General features: G+C 72.3%; 17 protein-coding genes. 7 read left to right on the forward strand and 10 right to left on the reverse strand.

Annotated features, from left to right (window positions below; translation table 11 throughout):
* Positions 1-5: 5 nt before the first annotated feature.
* The 3 genes from DEIMA_RS13015 to DEIMA_RS18300 all read right to left on the reverse strand — a co-directional run bounded on the left by DEIMA_RS13015 (position 6) and on the right by DEIMA_RS18300 (position 3,869).
* Positions 6-1,775, reverse strand: a complete 1,770-nt coding sequence (locus DEIMA_RS13015) for an SLC13 family permease (protein WP_013557729.1) — start codon at positions 1,773-1,775, stop codon at positions 6-8.
* Positions 1,776-1,890: 115 nt separating this feature from the next.
* The gene (locus DEIMA_RS13020) at positions 1,891-2,976 is read right to left on the reverse strand and encodes a [LysW]-lysine hydrolase (RefSeq protein WP_013557730.1); all 1,086 of its coding nucleotides are present in this window, start codon (positions 2,974-2,976) and stop codon (positions 1,891-1,893) included.
* Positions 2,973-3,869 (reverse strand): hypothetical protein, encoded by an 897-nt coding sequence (locus tag DEIMA_RS18300; protein ID WP_013557731.1) that lies wholly within the window; start codon positions 3,867-3,869, stop codon positions 2,973-2,975. Before DEIMA_RS18300 ends, DEIMA_RS13020 begins: the two co-directional genes overlap by 4 nt.
* Before the next feature lie 92 nt (positions 3,870-3,961).
* On the opposite strand from DEIMA_RS18300, the gene DEIMA_RS13030 reads away from it, so the two are divergent.
* Positions 3,962-6,835 carry a GAF domain-containing sensor histidine kinase gene (locus DEIMA_RS13030; protein ID WP_013557732.1) on the forward strand — a complete coding sequence of 958 codons (2,874 nt, stop codon included), beginning with the start codon at positions 3,962-3,964 and terminating at the stop codon, positions 6,833-6,835.
* 66 nt (positions 6,836-6,901) lie between these two features.
* On the opposite strand, the gene DEIMA_RS13035 is transcribed toward DEIMA_RS13030, so the two are convergent.
* Together DEIMA_RS13035 and DEIMA_RS13040 are read right to left on the reverse strand one after the other, a co-directional pair.
* Positions 6,902-8,341 carry a hypothetical protein gene (locus DEIMA_RS13035; RefSeq protein ID WP_013557733.1) on the reverse strand — a complete coding sequence of 480 codons (1,440 nt, stop codon included), beginning with the start codon at positions 8,339-8,341 and terminating at the stop codon, positions 6,902-6,904.
* Between the two features lie 126 nt (positions 8,342-8,467).
* Entirely contained in the window at positions 8,468-9,133 is a 666-nt protein-coding gene (locus DEIMA_RS13040; protein ID WP_013557734.1) for a hypothetical protein, read from the reverse strand.
* A gap of 90 nt (positions 9,134-9,223) precedes the next feature.
* On the opposite strand from DEIMA_RS13040, the gene DEIMA_RS13045 reads away from it, so the two are divergent.
* From DEIMA_RS13045 to DEIMA_RS13065, 5 genes are all read left to right on the forward strand, one after another.
* Positions 9,224-9,697, forward strand: a complete 474-nt coding sequence (locus DEIMA_RS13045; RefSeq protein ID WP_043816752.1) for a DUF2946 family protein — start codon at positions 9,224-9,226, stop codon at positions 9,695-9,697.
* A 289-nt stretch (positions 9,698-9,986) separates the two neighbouring features.
* Positions 9,987-10,427, forward strand: a complete 441-nt coding sequence (locus DEIMA_RS13050) for a DUF1775 domain-containing protein (protein ID WP_013557735.1) — start codon at positions 9,987-9,989, stop codon at positions 10,425-10,427.
* On the forward strand, positions 10,424-11,041 hold the full coding sequence (locus DEIMA_RS13055; RefSeq protein ID WP_013557736.1) for a ferric reductase-like transmembrane domain-containing protein: 618 nt from the start codon (positions 10,424-10,426) through the stop codon (positions 11,039-11,041). The genes DEIMA_RS13050 and DEIMA_RS13055 overlap by 4 nt, the downstream gene beginning before the upstream one ends.
* Positions 11,038-11,457: a hypothetical protein gene (locus tag DEIMA_RS13060; protein ID WP_013557737.1), complete on the forward strand. Its 420-nt coding sequence runs from the start codon at positions 11,038-11,040 to the stop codon at positions 11,455-11,457. The genes DEIMA_RS13055 and DEIMA_RS13060 overlap by 4 nt, the downstream gene beginning before the upstream one ends.
* 98 nt (positions 11,458-11,555) lie before the next feature.
* Positions 11,556-12,581, forward strand: coding sequence for a DHH family phosphoesterase (locus DEIMA_RS13065; RefSeq protein ID WP_013557738.1), 1,026 nt, complete (start codon positions 11,556-11,558; stop codon positions 12,579-12,581).
* Positions 12,582-12,639: 58 nt separating this feature from the next.
* Here the strand turns inward: DEIMA_RS13065 and DEIMA_RS13070 are convergent, their stop codons facing one another.
* From DEIMA_RS13070 to DEIMA_RS13080, 4 genes are all read right to left on the reverse strand, one after another.
* Complete coding sequence (locus DEIMA_RS13070) at positions 12,640-13,272, reverse strand: Crp/Fnr family transcriptional regulator (protein WP_013557739.1); 633 nt, start codon at positions 13,270-13,272, stop codon at positions 12,640-12,642.
* 221 nt (positions 13,273-13,493) lie between these two features.
* Positions 13,494-14,393 (reverse strand): histone deacetylase family protein, encoded by a 900-nt coding sequence (locus DEIMA_RS13075; protein WP_013557740.1) that lies wholly within the window; start codon positions 14,391-14,393, stop codon positions 13,494-13,496.
* 65 nt (positions 14,394-14,458) lie between these two features.
* Positions 14,459-14,632, reverse strand: coding sequence for a hypothetical protein (locus tag DEIMA_RS18305; protein ID WP_013557741.1), 174 nt, complete (start codon positions 14,630-14,632; stop codon positions 14,459-14,461).
* Positions 14,632-15,411, reverse strand: a complete 780-nt coding sequence (locus tag DEIMA_RS13080) for an inositol monophosphatase family protein (RefSeq protein WP_013557742.1) — start codon at positions 15,409-15,411, stop codon at positions 14,632-14,634. The genes DEIMA_RS18305 and DEIMA_RS13080 overlap by 1 nt, the downstream gene beginning before the upstream one ends.
* 37 nt (positions 15,412-15,448) lie before the next feature.
* On the opposite strand from DEIMA_RS13080, the gene purB reads away from it, so the two are divergent.
* Positions 15,449-16,756 carry an adenylosuccinate lyase gene (gene purB, locus DEIMA_RS13085; RefSeq protein ID WP_013557743.1) on the forward strand — a complete coding sequence of 436 codons (1,308 nt, stop codon included), beginning with the start codon at positions 15,449-15,451 and terminating at the stop codon, positions 16,754-16,756.
* A 74-nt stretch (positions 16,757-16,830) separates the two neighbouring features.
* Here purB and DEIMA_RS13090 read toward each other — a convergent pair whose 3' ends face one another.
* Positions 16,831-17,412, reverse strand: a complete 582-nt coding sequence (locus DEIMA_RS13090) for a class I SAM-dependent methyltransferase (protein WP_013557744.1) — start codon at positions 17,410-17,412, stop codon at positions 16,831-16,833.
* Positions 17,413-17,530 lie beyond the last annotated feature (118 nt).

Raw genomic sequence — 17,530 nt, forward strand, 5'->3', positions numbered from 1 at the left:
CCCCTTCAAAAGGGCCAGCGCCACGGGATGATGATCAGGCTGACGATCATGCCGAGCAGCGTGAGGCCCGAACCGACCCGCACGAAATCAATGAACTTGTACCGCCCGGGGCCGTACACGAGCATGCACGACGGCTCGAGCGGCGTGATGAACGAGTTGCTCGCCGCGACGGTGATGCCGATGACGAACGGCATGGGGTTCAGGTCGAGCGCGCGGGCCACGCCAATGCCGAGGGGGAGCATCACGAGCGCCGCCGCCTGGTTCGACATCGGCTGCGTGAGGATCACGGTGATCAGGTAGAACACGCCGAGCAGCACGTGCGGGCCGAGCGGCCGCACGACGTCCGCGAGGCCGCTCGTGAGCAGCTTCGCGGCGCCGCTGCTCTCGAACGCCGCGCCGAACGCGAGCATGCACGCCACCAGCACCAGCACCGGCCACTCGATGCTCGCGTAGCCCTCCTCGGGCGGCACGACGCGCAGCGCGAACGCGAGGGCCGCGCCGACCACCACCGCCACGCCCAGCGGGAGCACCCCGGTCGCGCCGAGCAGGACCGCGCCGAGGAACAACGTGACCGCCAGCGGCGCACGACGCGTGTCACGCTGCTGGGACGTGAGGTCCCCGAGGACCGTCAAGTGATCGCCGAGCGCTTCCACACGCCGCGTGGGCCCCTGCACGAGCAGCACGTCGCCGACCTGCAGGCGCGTGCGCGCCGTGCCTTCCGGGCTGAGGCGCGTGCGGCGGTGCACGCCCAGCACGCTCAGGCCGTAACGCGCGCGGAACTGCGCCTCGCGCAGCGTCCGCCCGATCAGCGGCGAGCGGGGCATCACGACGACCTCCACCAGCCGTACGGCGTCACGGTCCGTGGGGTCCTCCAGGCTGGCGAGCAGTTTCTGCTCCGGGCGGCTCACGACGCCGAGTTGCGTCTTGCCGCTCAGCAGCCGCTCCGTCTGCCCCTCGACAACCAGGGTGTCGCCCGCGCGCAGAACGTCGTCCGGGGCAGGCGAGTGCAGGGTGGCGCCGGCGCGCTGCACCGCGAGGACCGTGAGGCCGTGGTCGCGGCCCAGGCCGCTTTCGCGCAGCGTCTGCCCGTCCAGCGGGGAGCCGTCCTGAATGGTGAGGTCCGCGAGGTACGCGCGCACACCGTACGTGGCGTCGAGGGCGGCGTCCCGTTCGGGGATCAGGCGCGGCGCGACGAAGAACAGGTACAGCAGGCCCAGCGCGGCCACGGGCACGCCCACCCACGCCAGCTCGAAGAATCCCAGGGGCCGCAGGCCGTAATGGGTGACGGCGCCGCTCACGACGAGGTTCGTGCTGGTACCGATGATGGTGATGGTGCCGCCCAGGATGCTGGCGTACGCGAGCGGCATCAGCACGCGGCTCGGCGCGAGGCCCGCGCGGCGCGCGAGGCCCAGCACCACCGGGAGGAACACGGCGGTGGTGGCGGTGTTGCTGGTGAAGGCGCTGACGCCCGCGACCGTCATGAGGACGCCGCGGGTCATGCCGGTGGCGTTCTGGGTGCGCGCGGCGAGCGTCGCGCCGAGCCGCTCGATGACGCCCGTGCGCAGCAGTGCGCGCGTCAGGATGAACAGCCCGGCGAGCGTGAGGACCGTGTCGCTTCCGAACGGCGCGAACGCCTCCTTGGGGGTCAGCAGGCCGGTGAGGAGCAGCGCGCCGAGCAGCAGCAGGGCCGTCACGTCAATGGCGATGATTTCAGTGGCGAACAGGATCAGCGCCGCCACGAACAGGGCCAGCACCACGGCGATGGACAGGGTCATGGGCTCCTCCGCCGCGCATGATAGGCAGGGGCGCCCCTCAGGCCACTTCAGGTGACCTTGAGCCTTGCCGCGTTACGCCGCGCGCGGGCGCCCCTGCCAGACGCCGGCGCGCAGCTCAGTCGGCAACGAGGCGCGTGAGGGCGTCGCGCAGCACCAGGACCGCACGGTCGTACTCCGCGAGGTCCAGGCGCTCTTCGGGCGTGTGGTCGAGCTTGCTGTCGCCCGGACCGTACGCGACCGTCGGAGCGGCCCAGTGCGGCGCGACGACGTTCATGTCGCTGGTGCCGGTCTTCACCTTGAACACCGGCGTGCCCCCGTGCGCGCGAATGGCGACGCGCAGGGCGCGCGCCACGCGGCTGTCCCGGTCGTGCCGCACGGCCACCTCGTGCCCCACGAACACCAGCGTCACCGGCAGGTCCCCGGCGAGGTCGCGCAGGTGGGCCTCGGCGTCCTGCGGCGTGAGGCCCACAGGCAGGCGCAGGCCGATGGTGGCGTGCGCGCGCTGCGTGAGGCCGTCCGCGTCCGACGACAGGGCCTGCACGGTCGCCTGCACCGCCTCGAACGGGCTGCTGCCTCCGGCGGTGGCCGCCCACGCGCGGGCGCGGAACCAGTACTCCGCGAGGTCGTCGGCGGCACTCGTGCCGTCCCCGGCGGAGTGGAAGTTGTCCTTCTCCACGCTGGCCTTCACGACGAGGCGACCCTTGTACCCGAGCGTGATGCCGGCCCAGCCGCTCGGCTCGCCGATGAACACGGCGTCCGGCGCGTACTGCGTGACGGCGTGCCGCGCGCCCCGGCTGCTGGGCGCTTCCTCCTCGGTTGCGCCCACGCACACGAAGCGCGCGCGGTGAAGGGCGTCCTCACCGAGCGCCGCGACGGCCGCAACGAACGTGCAGAAGCTGCCTTTCGCGTCGACGCTGCCGCGCCCGTGCAGGACGCCCGCCTCATCCACCCGGACGGGAATGTCGCCGGGCACCGTGTCGATGTGGCCGAGCAGCACGACCGTCAACGGGCCGCGCCCGCGCTCCCCGACGGCGTTCCCGGCTTCATCGACGTGCGCGGTGAAGTCGTGCGCGCGCATCCAGTCCGCGAGGTACGCCGCGACGGCGGCCTCCTCGCCGGACACGCTGGGAACGCCGACCGCCCCTGCGATGAGCGCGCGCGCGTCCCGGAGCGCCGCGGCGGTGCCCTCGTGTTCGGTCATGCGTCCCGGTCCGGCAGCTGGCGCGCCACGGCCACCAGCAGGCGCGTGACGCTCGCGAGCATCAGCAGCGCGATGGCGGCCACGCCGCCCGACGCGAGCACCCACAGGGCTGCGAGGGCCTGGTCGTTGCGCCACTGCATGAACGCCACCCCGAGCGCCGCCAGGCCGAGCACGACCGCGAGCGCCCGGATCGCACCCACGTACCCTTCGGCGCTGCTGGCGGCCTGCGCGAGCTCCCCGCTGGCGAGCGCGGCGGCAATGCCGGGGGTGGCCACGGTGCCGCCCGCGCGGGGCGCGTTCACGTCGTCCGCGCTGCTGGTGACGGGCGTGCTGCTGATGACGATGGGGCGCGGCGCGCTCGGCGCGGGGTCCGGCGCCGGGCTGACCGGTTCCGGGGTGCGGTCCGGGGTGGCGGTGGCCGGTTCGGGCGCGGCGCGGACTTCCCGGACGGACGGTGACACCGTGACGGTCGTGGCAGCAGGCGCCGGGGCGGGCGCAACGGGGGCAGGCGTGGGGGCCGTTCGTGGCGCCGGGGCCGCGGCCGGCGCCACGAACGGTTTCGGGGCGGTGTTCGGCGGGGCCGGCTGGTTCTTGGCGCGGGCCGTGACGTCCCGGACCTCCTGGAAGAAGCTCTGCACCTGCGCGGGCACGAAGCCCAGCAGCGACGCCGTCAGCGCCGTGCCGTTCGCGGTTTCCACGCGCAGGACGCCGTCGCGGTCGCTGTGAATGCGGGTCACGTCCGGGAGGTTCACGCGGCGTAGCCCGCCCGCGTCGTGGTACGCCAGTTCCCGGTCCGTGAGGGCAAAGAACGCGTCCGGGTGATCAAGGGTCGCGCGCACCCCACCACCGTCGAAGCCCGCTTCACGCAGGACCGCCGTCATCCGCTCGTTCATGCGCGCAGGATACCAAGCAGCGCGGGAAAAGCACCGGGGCGGCCCGGCCATGTGCCTCCGTGTCCGGCGTTCACGCGCCATACTGAGGCGCCATGACGTCCACTTCCTCCTGGTTCGCGCCGCTCGCGGAGGCGCAGACGGCCGCGGCCTTCGCGGAGGCGCTCTGCGAGGGCGTCTGCCGCGCGGTCGGCGCGCACGGCGTGCAGTTCAGCGTGCGCCGCGACGGCGCGCTCGCGCCGCTCGCGTGCGTCGGGTTCGGGCTGGCGCTGTGCGACGAGAGCGTCGCCTGGGCGGCCCTCACGGCGGGCGCCGTGCAGGCGCGCGGCGGGCTGGTGGCGGTGCCACTCGGGGACGCCGTGCTGGAAGTAATCGGCGCGCGGGAGGAGAGCGTCCACGAGGTGGCGGCGCTCGCGCCGATGCTCGCGCTGGCGTTCGAGGGCGCGCAAGCGCGCGAGGCGCGGCGCGGGCGCGGACGCACCGCCGAGGTCGTCGCGGGGCTGGTGCGGCGCCTGGGCGGCACCCTCGACCTCGCGGAGGTCCTGACGGCCACGGCAGAATCCGCGGCGCGCGCGGTCGGGTTCGAGCGGGCGTTCGTGGGGCTGTTCCGGGAGCTCGGGCCGAACGGCGCGCGCACCGGCGAGGTGTTCACGTTCGGGTTCCACGAGGGCTTCGAGGGGGGCGTGGGCGTCGGCCCGGAATCCTTCGAGCGCTTGATGGAGCGCGGCGAACCGATCCTGTTCGACCGCACGCGCGACGCCGGGTCGGCCCTCGCGCGCGGCCTCGCGGAACTCTCGCCGGAATTCTGCGTGATCGCGCCGCTCGCCGCGCGTGGCCGCCCGCTCGGCGTGCTGTACGTGGACACGCGTACGCGCGGGCAGCGCGTCACGGACGACGAGGTGTGGCTGATCCTGGCGCTCGCGGAGCAGGCGTCGCTCGCCATGGACAATGCCCGCCTGTACGCGGAGGAGTCCCGCAAGCGGCACACCGCCGAGGCGCTGCGCGAGGCGGGCGTGGCCCTCGCCGGCAGCCTGAAGCTCGGCGACACGCTGGAACGCACGCTGGAGCGCGCCCGGGATCTGCTCGGCGCGGACGCCGCCGCCGTGTACGAGCTGCTGCCAGACGGGCGGACCATGCCCATCAAGACGGCGCTCGGGCTGGACGCGGAATTCGTGATGCACGCCCGCGCGAAGGTCGGTACGGGCGTGGTGGGCCGCGCGGTGGAGCGGGGCGCGCTGGTGGCCGTCACGGACATGCAGTCCGAGCGGGTGGAGGTCGGGTCGCGCTTTACGCGGCGCTTGCTGGCGAGCGGGCAGTACCCGTTTCGCGGTGTGGTGGGCCTGCCGCTGACCGCGCATGGGCGCGTGTTCGGGGGGCTGGCGTTGTTCTTCCGCGAGAAGCTCACGCTCGGCGCGGACGAGTTGGCGCTCGCGGGCGTGTTGGGCGCGCAGGCGGCGCTCGCCATCGAGAACGCCCGGCTGTACGAGGAGGAGGTCCGCCGCGAGCAGGAGGCGGCGGTGCTGCTGAACCTCGCGCGGACGCTCGGCACGGACCGCGACGACGGCAGCGTCGCCCGCGCTGCCGAGATGGCGACGCTCGCGCTGCGCGCCGAACGTGGCCTGATCGTCCTCACGGACGACGGGCAGTTCACGGAACTGGGCGCGTTCGGCCTGGACGTGCACGCCGACGACGCCCTGCGCCTGACGGCGCACCTCGGGCGCGGGCCGCGCCGCCTCACGCGCCGCCACTGCCTGCCGGGCGCGTCGAGCGCGCTGGTCGTGCCGCTGCGCGCGGGCGGCGAGGACATCGGCCTGATGTACTTCGACCACAGCGGCGAGGACGCGCCCAGCGACCGCGTGCTGCAGCTGGCGCGCGCCATCGGTGACCAGATCAGCCTCGCGCTCGGGCAGGAGCGGCTGCTCACGGCCCTCGCGCGCGAGGAGGCGCGGTACCGGCTGCTCGCGCACAGCGCGCACGACTTGATTATCGCGTGCGACGCGAGCGGCGTCATGACGTACGGCAATCCCGCGAGTGAACGCCTGCTCGGCCCGCTGGCCGGGCGGAGCGTCTGGGCGCTGCTGGGCGCCCCGTGGCGGGACGCGCTGGACCGCGCGTGGGGCGCGTGCCTCAGCAACCCCGACCAGCCCGGCTCGTGCGACATCGAGGTGGTCGGCGTGGACCGCACCCTCCGTTTGGAGGTGCGCCTGTCCGCGGTCGTGAGTGACCGCGAGGTGCTCGGCATGCTGGTCGTGGCGCGCGACATCAGCGAGATGCAGACGCTCGCGGCGGAAATCACGCGGCGCGGGCAGGAGATCGCGCGCGTGCAGGCGCGCCAGGGCGAGCTGCGGTCCTTCCTGGCGCTGTTCACGCAGGCGCAGGAGGAGGAGCGGCGGCGCATCAGCCGCGAGCTGCACGACGACACCGCGCAGGTGCTCGTCGCCATCGGGCGTCGCCTCGACCGCCTCGCCAAGATGACGGACGGCGACGCGCACGACCGCGCCCTGGACATCCGCGCGGACCTGAACGCTGCCATCGAGTCGGTGCGGCGCTTCGCGCGGAATCTCCGCCCGAGCGTCCTCGACGATCTCGGCCTGCTGCCGGCGCTGGAGTGGCTGACCGATCAGGCGGCCACGCCCGCGCGCCTGGAGGTCATGGGGCAGGAGCGGCGCCTCAGCGCGGACACGGAACTCACGGTGTTCCGCCTCGTGCAGGAGGCCCTGTCGAACGTGGACAAGCACGCGGGCGCGCAGTCCGCGGCGGTGCGCGTGCAGTTCGGCGGGGGGGGCGTGCAGGTGACCGTGCGCGATGATGGGCGCGGCTTTACGCGCGACGAGGCGTCCGCCCGTGCGGGCGAGGGGCACCTGGGCCTGATCGGTCTGCGCGAGCGCGTGAACATGGCGGGCGGGAACGTGGCAATCACGAGCGCGCCCGGCGAGGGCACGGCGCTGACCTTCAACCTGCCCGGGTAGGCTGCTGCAGGATGACGCCGCCGGGCCCGGAGCGTGCAGCTCCGGGCCCGGCGGCGTTGGGGAGGGTCAGTAGGTGAGGCGCTGCGGCGTGAGCTGGTAGGTGCGCGTGCCGCGCGTGTCCCGGACCGTGCCGCTGAAGGTGGGTTCGGGGCCGTCCGTGAGGGTGGTGCTGATGACCATGCTGGGAAGGCGGCAGACGCTGTATACGTCCTGCTGGTACGTGTCCGGGGCGGGCTGGCCGTGGCTGTCGGGGCCGATGGTGATGGTCGTGGCGCCCTCGGGTTTGTCGATGTGCAGGTACGTCTGCAGGTCGATGCTGGCGGTCTCTTCCAGGACCCAGATGGAGTAGGCGCAACTGGCGGCCTGCTGGTTGTACGTGCTGACTTCGTCGTACACGGGCGTGTTTTCGTTGCCGCCGCGGTCCTCGGCGATGACCTTGATTTCCGGGGTGGGCACGGTCGCGGTCCAGTTCATGGTCCAGTTGTCGAAGGTGAACGTGACGGGCTGCACGTCTCCGCGGGCCGTGTCTGACGGGTCGGTGCTGCCGATCAGCACGGGGCCCTGATAGACGCGCAGGGCCGCGATGCCGGTTTCTCGGTCGCTGGCGGTGCCCTGAATGGTGAGCGGCTGCCCGACCGTGACCGGGGCGAGTTTGCGGACGGTGACGCTGGGCGCGCGGAAGTCCGCACCGGAGGTGCTGTGCTGGAAGTTGTGCGTGCGGGTGGTGGTGAAGGTCCGGAGCGTGGCGGTCTGGCTGCCGTCGCTCGCGGCCGCCCAGGCCTTGAAGGTCGCGGTGACGCGGAAGAGGTTGTCGGCGTCGCCGTCGGTCACGCGCACGCGCGCGCCGACCTTGCTGCTCGAGAGGATGGTGCCCTGGCCGGCGCTGACGGTGTACGTCACTTCGGAGAGGTCGCTGGTGGGCACGCGGTACGTGAGGTAGGCCGCAGGGTCGGACACATCCGGGTACTCGACGAAGTCGTATGCGCCCACGCCCAGCGTCAGTTCGAGTTCGTCGTTCATGAATACGCTGGACGAGGGCAAGCGTGACGAGAGGGCCGGGGAGCGCGGGTCCACGAGGGTGTGCACCACGAGGCGCACGTGCTGCTGCGGGCTTTGCACTGCCTGGGGCGTCGTCTGGCCGTACGCGAGGAAGTTGTTCTTGTTGGTGGTGCCGACACTTTCAAAGGTGTAGGTGCCGCGCGGCACTGTGAAGGTCAGGTTTGGGCTGTCCGGCGTGAGGGTCAGGAAGGCCCGGGGGCCGTCCGCCTGGTACACGTTCTGGTCGTTGAAGGTGACCGGCTGACCGCGTTCGTCCTTGATCGTGACCTTGAGTTTCGTGACGGCGCTCTGGCCGTTGCGGTCCGTGGGGAGGCCCTGGGGCGCGAGGGTCCGCAGTGGGTTGTCGAGGGTCAGCGTGACGAGGTCAGCACTGGGCGAGGTGGGCGCCTGGGTGCAGGCAGCGAGGGTCAGGGCGGCGGCGAGGGCAAGGAGAGGACGTGTACGCATGTGCACCTCCGGGTGCAGGATGAGTCTTTCATGAATCACCCGGGGTCAACTCTATGGCCTGCGTGAACGCATGCCAAGCACATTCGCCGCGCGGCTGCGCGCTCAAGCGGCCTGAGCGCAGCGGGGTCAGGCGCCGTCGATGACGAGGCCGCGACGCTGCCAGGCGCTGAGGTTCAGGGCGCGCAGCGCCTGCCACGCGCGCTGCCAGTCCGCTTCGGTGCTGAGTTTCACGGCGCGGCCATGGCGGGCGCTGCGGGCGCGGTGCGCGGCCAGAAACTCGGCTGCGCCGAGCGTGGGCAGCTGCGCGCCGTCGACCTCTTCGCTGAGGGTCGGCGCGAACGGCATCGGGGAGGTGCTGGTGAGGACAGCGGCGATACCGCTCGCACGGTCGCGCAGCAGACTCACGGCCTGCAGGAACGGCGCGCCCTCCTGCCCTTCGGGCGTCTCACTCCAGCGAACCGCCACAGCGGTGTCCTGGTGGTCAAGGTGGGCGCTCTGGTGGCGCGCCTCGGGCAGGGCGGGGACGTAGTACACGCCGAGGGGAACCGCGCCGGCCGCGTCGAGGTCGGCGCGCAGGGCGCGCAGACGGCGGGTGACGTCCTGCGTGCCGCCCCAGTCGCGCTCCTGCAGGGCCTCGAACGTGAGGGCTTCCGGCAGGGTCGGTCCGGGGTAGGGGCGGGTGGCGAGGCGCGCGGCGCTGATGTCCGGCAACAGCCGCTGCGTCTGGCCGGGGCCGAGGAGCGCTTCGAGTTCCTCGCCCGTGAGGGCGGCGAGGTTGAGGCGGGGGGGCACGTTCCTGAGTGTAGAGCCTGCGGGCGGGCGCGCGCAGCGGATCGGCGGGGGTGGGGCGTCCGCCCCGGTCGGCGTGGGTATAGTGGGGCCGTGCTGCGCCGCGTGGGTTCGCGCCGCCTGCCGCTGTGGTGGGCGGCCTTGCTGTGCGTGCTGGCGTCGTTCGCGTATACGGTGCGGACGGCTGCGCCCACCGTAACGTCCGCGGGTGTGGGCAGCGTGGCCGTCATGGCCGCGCACGCGGATGAGGCGCAGGCCGTAGCACACGTGGGTGATGAGCGGCCGGGTATGGTCATGGCGGAGGGCGAGTGCCCCGGTGAGCATGCCGGAGGGCACGGCGCGGACCCGCTGCGGTCCGGCTCGCCGAATGCGCCACCGTCCGGGCATGACCATGGGGCGCACTGCCCGTTCTGTTTTACGCATGCGTTCGGCGTGGAGGGCCTGGCATTCGCCTGGGTGCCCGCGCCGGGCGTGCGGGCGGCGCATGGCCGTCCGTCGCGCGTGCGGGTGTTCGTGGGGGCGTGGGCCCACGCGGACGCGCGCGCTCCACCGGCCTTGCGGGGTTGAGTCGTTGCGGTCCTGCCGAGTGGCGGTGACCGTTCACCCTGCCCGCTCGGGGGTCATGCGTGGCCCTCGGCTCTGGAGGCCTTGACCTGTGTCCATCCCGGTGGTTCCGGGCGCCATGTTCGGCGCGCCGCCCCCGGCGGACGGGTCCGCGTACGGGGTGGTGCCTGTGACGCGTCGGGCTTCCGGGGCGGCGTGGGGGCGGTTCCGCCCGCCTGAAGGGCTGAGTGGCGCGCCGTGCGCCCACCTCCTCCCTTTCTCGTCTTCTTTTCTCTTTTTCAAGGAGTTGTTCATGCGTCAGATCCTGACCCTGTCCGCCGCGCTGCTCGCGTCCATTGCGTTCGCGCACGCCACCGTCAAAACCGAACTGGGGGCCGGCGAGAGTCTCGCCGGGAAGTCCGAAACGTACCGCCTGCAGGTGCCCGTGGAGCGGGAGGTGGCGACCACGCAGGTGCAGCTGTTCGTGCCGGCCGGCGTGAAGGTCTCCCGGTTCCTGCCTGTGCCGGGGTTCACGCGCAGCGTCACGCGGGACGCGAACGGCAGCATCACCAGTGTCACGTGGCGGGGCCGCATTCAGCCGCTGGAGTTCCAGCGCTTCCTGTTCCAGGCGACGAACCCGGCGGATGCGGGCACCCTGAAGTGGAACGTGTTCCAGACGTACGCGGACGGCACGGTCGTGAAGTGGGACAGCAGTGACCCTGCCACGCCGGCCAGCACGACGACGCTGAAATGACGGACCGGCGTGCTCCTCGCGTTCACCCGAACGTCCTGTTCGGGTGGGGCGCGCTGCTGGCGCTCGCGCTGGAGGCTGGCGTGCGGCTGGCGCTGCCGGCCGGCTCGCACGTGCAGGGCCAGCGGCTCGGCGAGGCGCACGGGTTCGTGGCCCTGGGGCTGCTGGCGCTGGTGCTGCTCGCGCAGCCCGCGTGGACGCGCCCGTACCGGCGTCCGCTGGGGCTGCTGGCGTTCGCGTTCGCGCTGCTGCACACCGCGTACAGTTTCCAGTTCGATCTGGACGGCCGCCTGGACAGCCTGGCCTTCCTGGCGGTCGGGACTCGCAATGGCGTACTGGTCGGCGCGCTCAGTCTGGCGCTGCTGGTGCCGCTGGCGCTCACGAGCAGCCGCCCGGCGCAGCGCGCGCTGGGGCGGCACTGGCGGACGCTGCACCGGCTCACGCCGCCGGCGTTCGTGCTGGCGGGCGTGCATACCGCGTGGGTCGGCGTTCATGCTGGCCTGACACCCCTGACGGTGGGGGGCGTGCTGGTCACGCTCGCCACCCTCGTCACGCTGGTCGGGCGCGCTGTGGGCGCGCGCCGCGCCCGCGTGCATTCCCCGAGGAGAACCTCATGAAAAACTGGATGCCTGCCGTGCTGGCCCTGACCTTAGGAAGCGCGGCGTTCGCGCATGAGCTGGTGCGTGACGGTCAGGTGGGCGGCCTGATTCATATCGAACCGGACGACGCGCCGGTCGTCGGCAAGAACAAGGTATGGTTCGAGCTGACGCAGCGGGGTGGCCGCGCCATCACGGCGGCGAACTGCACGTGCACGCTGAGTGTGTACGCGGGGAGCGTGAAGGCGGGCGTGAAGCCGCTCAGCACCGTGAAGCTCAGCGCGAGCGGCGCGCGCTTGGGCGCGACGGTCACGCTCCCGCGGGACGGGGCGTACACGCTGCTGGTGACCGGTACAGCGCGGGCGGGCGCGACGTTTGGGACCTTCAAGCTGCCGTTCGTGACGCGCACTGGCACTCAGGATCACGATCACGGCTGACCCTCGACCCCGACCAGGGCGGACCGGCGCGGGTCCGCCCGTCCTGCGTGGCCCGTGGGGCACAGCGGCCGCTCAGGGCCGGCACGTATACTCGCGCCATGACGCAGAATGCCGCTGAGCCCCGCTACGGGGCGTTGATTTCAGAAGCCGCCCGGCTGATGTTCGGGCACGCGGGGCCGGTGGTGGTGCTCACGCACGTGGACCCGGACGGGGACGCGGTCGGGAGTGTGCTGGGGCTGGCGCGGGCGTTGCGCGCGGCCGGCCGGGACGTGGTGGCGGTCGCGGACGCGCCGCGCTACCTGCGCTTCCTGGTGGGCGAGGGCGAGCTTGTGCCGCGCCTGGACACCTGGCCGGACGGGGCGCTCGCGGTGGTGCTGGACGTGGACAACACGGACGCGGCGCGGGTGGCCGGCGCGGACGTGACGGCGTTCGCGGGGCCGGTCGTGAACGTGGACCACCACGGAACGAACGCGCGGCGCGCGACGGTGAGTGTCGTCGACCCCAGCCAGTCCGCGACGGCCCTGATGGTCAAGGACCTGCTGGACGCGGTGGGCGCCCCCCTGAGCGCTGACGTGGCCGAGCCGCTGCTGCTGGGCCTGAACACCGACACGGGCTCGTTCCGGTTCGGCAGCACCACGCCCGGGGCGTTCCGCGCGGCGGCGGACCTGCTGGCGGCGGGCGCGCGCCTGGGCTGGATGAACGAGATGCTGGGGCAGCAGCCGCGCGTGATGCTGGCGTTGCAGCGGGAGGTGCTGGGCACTGTGGCGTTCCCCGCGAACCTGGGCGGGCTGGTTGTGACCGCCCGCGTGGACGACGCGATGCTGGCGCGCGCCGGGGCGGCCTGGGAGGACGTGGAGTCCATGGTGGGCCTGATCCGCTCGGCCGAAGGCACGGAGCTGGCCGCGCTGTTCAAGGATTACGGGGACCGCGTGAAGCTGAGCCTGCGTTCGCGCGGGCGGGTGAGTGCGCAGCGCATTGCGGTGGCGTGCGGCGGGGGCGGGCACGTGGCGGCGGCGGGCGCGACGGTGAATGCGCCGTTCGCGGAGGCGTACGCGCGCTTCGAGCAGGAGGCGCGCGGGGCGCTGAGCGCGGCGGGCTTCGATCCGGACGCGCCGCTGGCCTGAGCGGGCGTCCATGGGGAGGGCGCGCCGGTGGGTCACCGGCGCGCCCTCCCCGTTGGGGTTACTGGTCCTGCAGGCCGGCGAGGGCGCGTAGGGCGGGTTCGTTGATGAGGCTGATGCAGCGGTACGCGGGGCTCAGCAGGCCGTCGTCGCGCATTTCGCCGATGAGTTTGCTGACGCTTTCGCGCGTGGCGCCGGTGCCTTCGGCGATGAGTTCGTGGGTGGCACGCACGAAGCGGACGCCGTCGGCATGCTGCCCGCCGAGGCTGCTGGTGCTGAGGTTCAGGAGGTAGCGGGCGATGCGTTCGCGCAGTTCGCCGTCCTGAATGTGCACGCCGTCGTTCATGACGCGCTGGAGTTGCGCGCTGAGGCTGCGCGTGACGTTCCAGAGGTCCTCGGGCGTGAGGTGCTGGGTGTAGATAGGCGTGACGATGGCGTCGGTGAGCGCGACGACTTGGTGGCTGCGTTTGATGCCGTGCAGCGCTTCCTCGCCGAAGATGTCGCCGGGGTGGATGTGGCGGACGGTGAGGTTGCGGCCCTGCGGGGTGAGGCGGATGGCGCGCAGCAGGCCGCTTTCGAGGCGGTAGAGGCTCTGGCTGCCGTCGCCGGTGTAGTAGAGGGTGTCGCCGCGGCGGACGGGGCGGCCCTGCGCTTCGGAGAGGTGAGCGGTGGTGCGGGGGGTTTGCAGGGTCATGGAGCGCTCCTTCGGACCGGCGGGGCGAGGGGGGGCGCGCCGGGCGGCGCGCGGCATGCGAATACATCGCGAGTGTACAAGGCTTGTACAGGCCAAAAGCCGATGGAACCACAAATCCAAACGATTTAAAGCTCAGATGAAGGTACTTTCGCGCCAGACTCCCCTCAAAGGTTAGACAAAGCCATATCACTCCTGAACCGCAGGCCCGGAACCACCGCCCGTCAAGCTCTCGAGAACACCTCCAACCCCACCTCCACCACCGACGCGTGCCCCGCCACCGTCAGGTCCCGGTCCAGGTTGTACCCCCCCGCCATGGTGCTCACCACCGCCACGCCCGCCGCCCGGCACCACGCCAGCACCCGCCGGTTGCGTTCGCGTACGCCGTCCAGCGTCAACTGAAACCGCCCGAACCGGTCCCCGGCCAGCACGTCCGCCCCCGCCAGGTACACCACCACGTCCGGCCGGAACGCCTCCAGCGCCGGACGCACCCGCTCATCCAGCACCCGCAGGTACTCGGCGTCCGTCACGCCGTCCGGCAGGCCGATGTCCAGGTCGCTCGTCTGCTTCCGGAACGGGTAGTTGCGCTCCCCGTGCACACTCAGCGTGAACGTGTGCGGCACGCCGCCCAGCAGGTTGGCCGTTCCGTCCCCCTGGTGCACGTCCAAGTCGAGAATCAGCACGCGCCGCGCCAGGCCCTCGTCCAGGGCGTAGCGCGCGACCATCGCGGCGTCGTTGAGCAGGCAGAACCCGCCCGCGCGGTCCCGGAACGCGTGGTGCGTCCCGCCCGCCAGGTTGATGCCCCAGCCGACGCGCAGCGCGTCATGCAGCGCCGCGAACGTCCCGCCCGTCGCGCGGCGCGCCCGCTCCACCACGCCCTCGCTCCACGGCAACCCGAACTCGCGTTCCTCGCGGCGCTCCACCGCGCCCGTCCGCCAGCGCGTCAGGTACGCCGGGTCGTGCGTGCGCTCCGCCAGCGCCCACTCCACACCCGGCGTGTCCTCCACCGGCAGCAGGGGCGCCAGGCGCTCCGCCACGGCCGCGTACTTGTACGCAGGGAAGCGGTGCCCCTCGGGCAGCGGAAAGGTGTACTTCGCGGGCGTGAACGCGCGGTAGGGCGTCATGCGCGGCAGTGTACGCCGCGCGTAGGCGCGCGAACCGTCAGCGTCCGCGCGATGTGCCGCGCCGCTCAGCGGTCCCGGAGCTGGCGCAACAGCCAGAAGCTCACGGCGTCCAGCAAGGCCAGTTTCAGCAGGGTCTCCAGCGCGCCGCCCGCCGCGGCGCCCTTTGTGAGCGTCAGCGCGACGCTGAACAGCCCGCCGATGTTCACGAGCGCCAGGGCCAGCACCAGCAGCCAGTACATCAGCCGTTCAGGACGCCCAGCAGTTCCGCGTGCAGCTTCCCGTTCGTCGCGACGATCAGGGGCGCGTACGGCGTGCGCTCCCCCGCGCCGTCCGTGACGAGGCCGCCGGCCTCCTCCACGATCAGGCTCCCGGCCGCGCTGTCCCAGCGCTTGAGGCCCAGTTCCCAGTACGCGTCCATGCGGCCGCACGCGACGTTGCACAGGTCCAGCGCCGCCGCGCCTGGGCGGCGCACCGGGACGCCCACCGCGAGCAGCTTGCGCAGCAGCCCGAGGTTACGCTGGTCGCGGTCCACGTCATACGGGAACCCGGTGGACACCAGCGCGGGCGAACGCAGTTCCGGCGTGTCCGACACGCGGATCGGCCGGCCGTTGAGGTGCGCGCCGCCGCCGCGCGTGGCCGTGAACAGCTCGTCACGCGTCGGGTCGTACACGGCGCCCGCCACGCGCTCACCTCGCAGCTCCAGCGCGATGGACGCGCAGAACACCGGGTAGCCGTGCGCGTAGTTCACGGTGCCGTCCAAGGGGTCCACGACCCATAACGCGTCCGCGCCCTCCCCCACCAGGCCGCCCTCCTCACCGAGGATCGCGTGGTCCGGGTGGGCCTGCAGGATGAGGTCGCGGATGACGCGTTCCGCTTCGGCGTCCACCTCGGTCACGAGGTCACTGAAGGTCGTTTTGGTCTGCACGGCGTGGGTGCGGCCCAGGCCGGCGAGGTGCACGGCCCCCGCTGCGCGCGCCGCGCGCACGGCCACGTCGAGGAACGCCTGATCTTGGCTCATGCCACCAGTGTATAGGGGGTTTGTTAGGCTGCACTTCGTGATTGACCGTTACCTGACTCCGGAAATGCGCGCCCTGTGGAGCGAAGCCAACAAGTACCGCGCGTGGCTGAACGTGGAACTCGCCGCGATGGAGGCGCAGACGGCGCTCGGTGAGGTGCCCGAAGGGCCGCACGCGGACCTCGTGGCGCGCGCCGAAACCGACCCGCTCGATGAGGGGTTCGCGACGCGCGTCGCGGACATTGAGGCCGTCACGCGGCACGACATCGTCGCGTTCACGACCGCCCTCACGGAACGCTACGGTGAGAACGCCCGCTTCATTCACCACGGCCTGACCAGCACGGACGTCGTGGACACCGCCCAGAACCTCCTGCTCGACGAGGCGCTCAGCATCATCCTGAATGACGTGCGCGCCCTGCGGGACGTGTGCCGCGCGCAGGCCGTGCAGTACAAGCACACGCCCACCATCGGGCGGACGCACGGCATCCACGCCGAACCCATGACGTTCGGCCTGAAGTTCCTGAACTGGATGGCGACGCTGGACCGCGACCTGGAACGCCTTGAAGCGGCCCGGAAACGCATTCAGGTGGTCATGCTGAGCGGCTCGGTGGGCACGTACGCGCACGTCAGCCCCGAGGTGGAGGAGCGCGTCGCGGCGGCGTGGGGCTGGCAGGCCGCGCCGGTCACGAACCAGACGCTCGCCCGTGACCGGCACGCCGAGGTGCTTTCGGCACTCGCCATCTACGGCACAACCGTCGAGAAGATCGCGGTGGAAATCCGGCACCTGCAGCGCAGCGAGGTGCGCGAGGCGATGGAGCCGTTCGGGAAAGGGCAGAAGGGCAGCAGCAGCATGCCGCACAAGAAAAATCCCATCCTGACCGAGAACGTGACGGGCATGGCGCGGCTGCTGCGCGGGTACCTCACGACGGCGCTGGAGAACGTGCCGCTGTGGCACGAGCGGGACATCAGCCACAGCAGCGCTGAGCGCGTCATCTTCCCGGACGCAACGGCCATCGCCAGTTACGCCACGCGCCGCCTCACGGGCGTGCTGCGGGACCTCGTGGTGTTCCCGGAGCGCATGCTGCGCAACCTGAACGACCTGGGTGGGTTGGTGTTCAGCCAGCGCGTGCTGCACCTGCTGATCGACGAGCGGGGCATGGCGCGCGAGGCGGCGTACGCGGTCGTGCAGCGCAACAGCCTGCGCAGCTGGGAGACTGGCGAGGGCCTGCGCCACCTGCTCGCCGCCGATCCGGAGAACCCGCTGAGCGCCGAGGACCTCGACCGCGCGTTCGACCTGCAGTGGTACCTGCGGAACGTGGACCACACGTTCGCGCGTTTCGGCCTGTAACGACCGGAGAGGCCCGTGCCAGCGCGGCACGGGCCTCCGCTTTCAGGGGCGCGCCGCGATGCTGCACGTGGCGCCTAGGGCACACGGGGGTCGTGGACGGCGCCCGTCAGCACGAACCCGGCGCCGTGCCGCGCCGCGCCGAGGGCCTCGTCGGTATCCAGGCGGAGGCCCGGGGCGCCGTTCAGGGCGTGGGCGGGGTGATACCCGAGCAGCAGGTGCCCGCCCGGCCGGAGCACCCGCCGAAGTTCGCTGAGCGCGCCGTGCCGGTCCGCCCAGAAGTCCAGGGCGTCCACGGACAGCGCGGCATCGAACGTACCGTCCGGGTATGGCAGGGCGGCCAAGTTGCCCTGCCGTACGTCCACCCGCCCGGCGAGCACTGCGCAGCGGCAGCGGCGACGTGCCTGGGTGACCATCAGCGCCGAGTGGTCCACGCCCACCACGCAGTGGCGGGCCGAGTCGCGGGCGAGGCGCGCGAGGGTCCGGCCAGTCCCGAACCCCACTTCCAGCACGCGCTCCCCGGTGCCGCCCCGCAACTGGCGGCACACAAGGGCGTTCAGGTAGCGGTTCTCCCAGTCCATCAGGAGCCCGGTCAGGCGCTCCAGCAGGCCGGTCGGGTGGCTGAACGACGAACTGGCCCGCCGGTTCAGGTGGCGCACGGGGCGTTCTCCGGGCGCGCCGTGGCGGCTGAGCAGGCATGGCCTTCCACCTTACTTGCCGGGCAGAACAGGCGGCGGCGAACATCACCGGCGCGCCGAGGGCCCTCCTGGGCGGCGC

The organism is Deinococcus maricopensis DSM 21211, assembly GCF_000186385.1.
In the GTDB taxonomy this organism is placed as follows: Bacteria; Deinococcota; Deinococci; order Deinococcales; family Deinococcaceae; genus Deinococcus_B; species Deinococcus_B maricopensis.